This is a genomic window from Polaromonas sp. P1_G2 (assembly GCF_056405515.1).
In genome coordinates this window covers 1-3,700 of the sequence record NZ_JBFUBY010000347.1, presented here as the reverse complement: position 1 = coordinate 3,700, position 3,700 = coordinate 1, and the positions used below count along the sequence as shown (strand labels likewise).

General features: G+C 54.1%; 1 protein-coding gene and 1 pseudogene. Both read right to left on the bottom strand.

Features of this window, described 5'->3' with window-relative positions; all coding sequences use genetic code 11:
- A pseudogene (locus AC1D0P_RS23200) lies at nt 1-2,933 on the bottom strand (hypothetical protein); the annotation flags it as partial.
- Complete coding sequence (locus AC1D0P_RS23195; protein WP_477678896.1) at nt 2,930-3,466, bottom strand: hypothetical protein; 537 nt, start codon at nt 3,464-3,466, stop codon at nt 2,930-2,932. The gene AC1D0P_RS23195 and the pseudogene AC1D0P_RS23200, both read right to left, overlap by 4 nt.
- Nucleotides 3,467-3,700: the final 234 nt, after the last annotated feature.

Sequence of the window (3,700 nt, the reverse complement as noted above, 5' to 3'; positions counted from 1 at the left end):
CCGTAGAGGTAGTCCGTTGCGTGGGAACCCACGAGCAAATCATCACCCGTACCACCGAAGAGCATGTCCCCGCCATTGCCATAGATCGAGGTGCTGGCATCCACATAATTGCTCAAATCCAAGGCCAAGGGTCGGTCTATCTGGTTATTGGTGTCTATGATCGACAGGCCTTCCACGCTGTATTTCAGGCTTGTACCTACCTGGGTAGTCAGCAGGCGCCAGAGCGGCACGACACCATCCAGGATTGCGCTGGCCACCACGGTCTGGCCGGCACCGAGTTCCCCAAATTTGGTGAGGCGCTCGCGCTCGATGGAGTGGCTGGCAAACATCAGGTCGTTGCCCGAACCACCGTCAAGGTAGTCGGCTCCGCGGCCGCCAAACAGCAGATCTCCCTCGCTGCCACCCAGCAGCTCGTCGCCTCGATTGCCGCCGGAAAGCACGTCGGCCCCGGCGTTTCCCTCGATGTGGTCGCGCCCGACGTCCTGTGTGCCACCGGCATAGCTGAACAGGTAAGCGTAGCGAACGCCGTCCACGGTCAGGCCCGCGGGGTTGTACTCGTACGAGAGGATCTCTTTGGTCTGGTCGGTCGTCGATCGATACAGGCTTCGGTTATTTTCCATACCAGTGGCCAGCAGGTCGTTGCCACCACCTCCGATGACGATATCGCCGGCGTCTGTGGGAGTGGCGATGCCTCCGTAGAAGGGAGTGACGGCTGCGGTTTCGCTACCTTCGATAATGATTTTGTCGTGATCGCCGCGCTCTTCAAGGTCCAACCAGTTGTAAGGTGCGGTGAGCGTGAAGATTTCCGCGCCGGCGTGGTCGAAACTTCCTCCAGTGCGCGGTGTACGTATCACCGTATCGGGCTGCGCGCCTTCGAGCGTGATGCCAAGGTCGCCGCTTTCAAAATTGCGTATCTTGAAGGCGCCAGCGGTGGTGCTGATAACAAGGTCCATCGCGCCCTCACCGCTGGAGGATGGAATCAGGCTGTAGTACACGCGGCCGTCGTGGCCCATCCAGGTGTTGGCCGAGTTGGGGACCGCATGGCCGCCAGCCAAGGTAATCGTGTCAGCACCAATCTTGAGTTCGATCTTGCCGTCTTTGTCCGTCAGGGTGTCGAAGCCTTCACCGGCTGTGATGCGGTAGGTGTCGGAGCCCGCACCGCCTACCAGGGTGTCATCGCCCTCACCTCCGATGAGGATGTCGTCGCCTGCGTTGCCTTCGAGATAGTCGGCACCGGCTTTTCCGTCCAGAGTGTCATCACCACCTCCGCCGTAGAGGTGGTCTTCGAGCTTGTTGTCGCTGCCAGTGAGGGTATTGGCTTGGTCGTCACCGAAGGCGATACGTTGCCGAGGGCGAGTGCTGAGTGCATTGCTTGCCGCGTTGTTGGCGGGGTTCCAGGCAATCAGCGTCTTCTTTGCGCTGTCACTGAAATCCACATACTCTAGTTCGAACACGCGATCTGTGGCAAATTGGGCACTGCCAACGACAGTGCCTGTGCCAGTGAGATCTTTTTCATTGCGGCCAACGATTGCTTGCAATAGCAGGGCGCGGTCAGTCCGCYAATTCCCGGTAAAGGTACCAAGCCCCTGAGCCCGCTGCTGCGCCGTGAGCTGCGCATCAGCGTCCCATTTCCCGGCTAATACTTCGTTAGCTTGTTTGAGTTTTCCAAGCGCTGTGGTGTCGCTTGTATTAATAACGACAGGGCTTAGCGCATAAAGGCTTAGAAAGGCAGAAAAGTTTGTCTCAGCTTGGGTGGCAAGGCCTGCATCGGCAAGCGTCAGCGTGGCCTTGCCGATAAGGCCCTTGAAAGCATCGCTCTTGACGAGAGTGTCGAGATTGGAGTGAAAATTTAACCGTGTTCCTGGCTGCGGACCTGTATTAGATCCATTTGCGTCTCCCGGGAAAGTTGGAGCCGCGTCTGCAGACTGCAACATCCTTCTAAGACCATCAAGCAGCCCCTCATAGGACGCCACCATTTGATTACTGCCGGCGCTGACCAACTTAGACAGTTTTACCAAATCGAATGTCGAGTCCAGTTTGGCCAGCGCATTGCCCAACGCCAACATGTCGGTGAGCTTATACATGTAATGATTGTTGATAAGCGCCGGCGTGAGGTCCTCCTGGAACAATCCTATTCGCGTACCGTATTGCTTGAATCCCACCGGGTTCCAAGTATTGGTAGTTACGTTGATACCATTCTCAGCAAAATAATTATTCTGTGCGTCGCTAAAACTTCCGATTCCCAACCAACTTCCGATGGCTTGGGTAATCTGGCCAAACCCATTCTCAATATTGAGTGTTGCCGGCCTGCTAAAGCCCGCGCTGTTAAAAGTATTGATCGCTTCGACTGGCCACTGAGAACCGAACAACCTCACAAATGAGCTGGCAAGATAACCCCCAAGACTGTGGCCGTTCACTGATTTGATGGCGCTGATGCCTGCAATTCCTGTCAGGCTTCCTACACCTTGAACATCGGGAGCAGCAACAAAATTCTGGAAAACAACGGGAGGAATAGTAGATACCACCGTAACATCAAGAGCGATCTGCTTTGCCATTTGCCCCGGTAGCGTGCTTTCGCGCAACCACCAGTTAACCATGTCAACCAACTGAGCGTGCGCCAAACCAGATATGGCCAGGTCACCGTCGACAGCGAAATCAGGAATTTCCTGGGTACCACGCATGGAGACATAAACCTGCCCGGCGTAAGGTGTGCCTGAATTTCCACGCCAAACCGTGGCTTCAAAACTTGAAGAAAAACCGCTCGCTTGAGTCACGACGCTGAAGTTATCCCCTATGTATTTGGCCAACTCGGGAGTCATTCGACCAGCCAATTTGGCGCTTAAGTTATCCTCACTTAAACCAGGAGTTAATCCATCGACATACGAGGAATCCGCCAGCAATGCATTGATGAATGTATCGTTGATGGTTGTCATTTTTTCTCCTGATGATTAAGTTTCGAGCGTTGAATTTGAGTTATCTTGAGGTCGCTAAATAACTTGACGGGGTCGACCAATCCACCGGGCTCACATTGCCCCTTAAAAGTCAATGGCACGCGACCTTCCGAAATACCCAACATCTGGCTGAGTCGCCCACCGCCTGCCATCAAAGTGTTGTAGCTAACAACAAGTTCATTAGTTGTCGCATCAAGAAACCGCCATTGCCGCACAACAAAACGCAGCCACTTATTTTTGATTTCAATATCAACCATGTCAGCTAGATAAACAGTCTTTCCTGCCGCTGCCGCACGATCAACTTGAATCGTCGAGTTCGCTTTACAGAGCTGCTCAAACTGGCGACTTCCAATGAACTCATCGAGCAACGGTAGCAGTAGCAGTAGTACAAATACAGCTACACCAATGGGTATTCGCAGGACTGCCTTGGGCATCTTTTGCGCGATAGCCTTGCTCAACCAAATGCAGAAGGCCAGCCAAATCCCCAACGTCGAGAGAAGATAAATTCCGGTCATCGATTGTTCTCAGTTTTCGATTGCCAAAGTAGCGACTGCCTATTGACGATTACCATCAAGCAGTGATTCACCTCTCCCTCCCCGACTTCTGCACAGGCGACAACAAATACTCGAGCACCGTCCGCTTGCCCTGGTTGACCCTGGCCACGACTTGCATGTCCCGGTAGCCAAGAGCTTCCCGGGGTTTCTATGTCGTCCCCATTAGCCGAGGCGAACCAGCCCTTCCTGCAAGCT

Bases quoted from the DNA above. Each gene is read 5' to 3' on its own strand.
- AC1D0P_RS23195 (WP_477678896.1), bottom strand. From the start codon at position 3,466: ATGACCGGAATTTATCTTCTCTCGACGTTGGGGATTTGGCTGGCCTTC.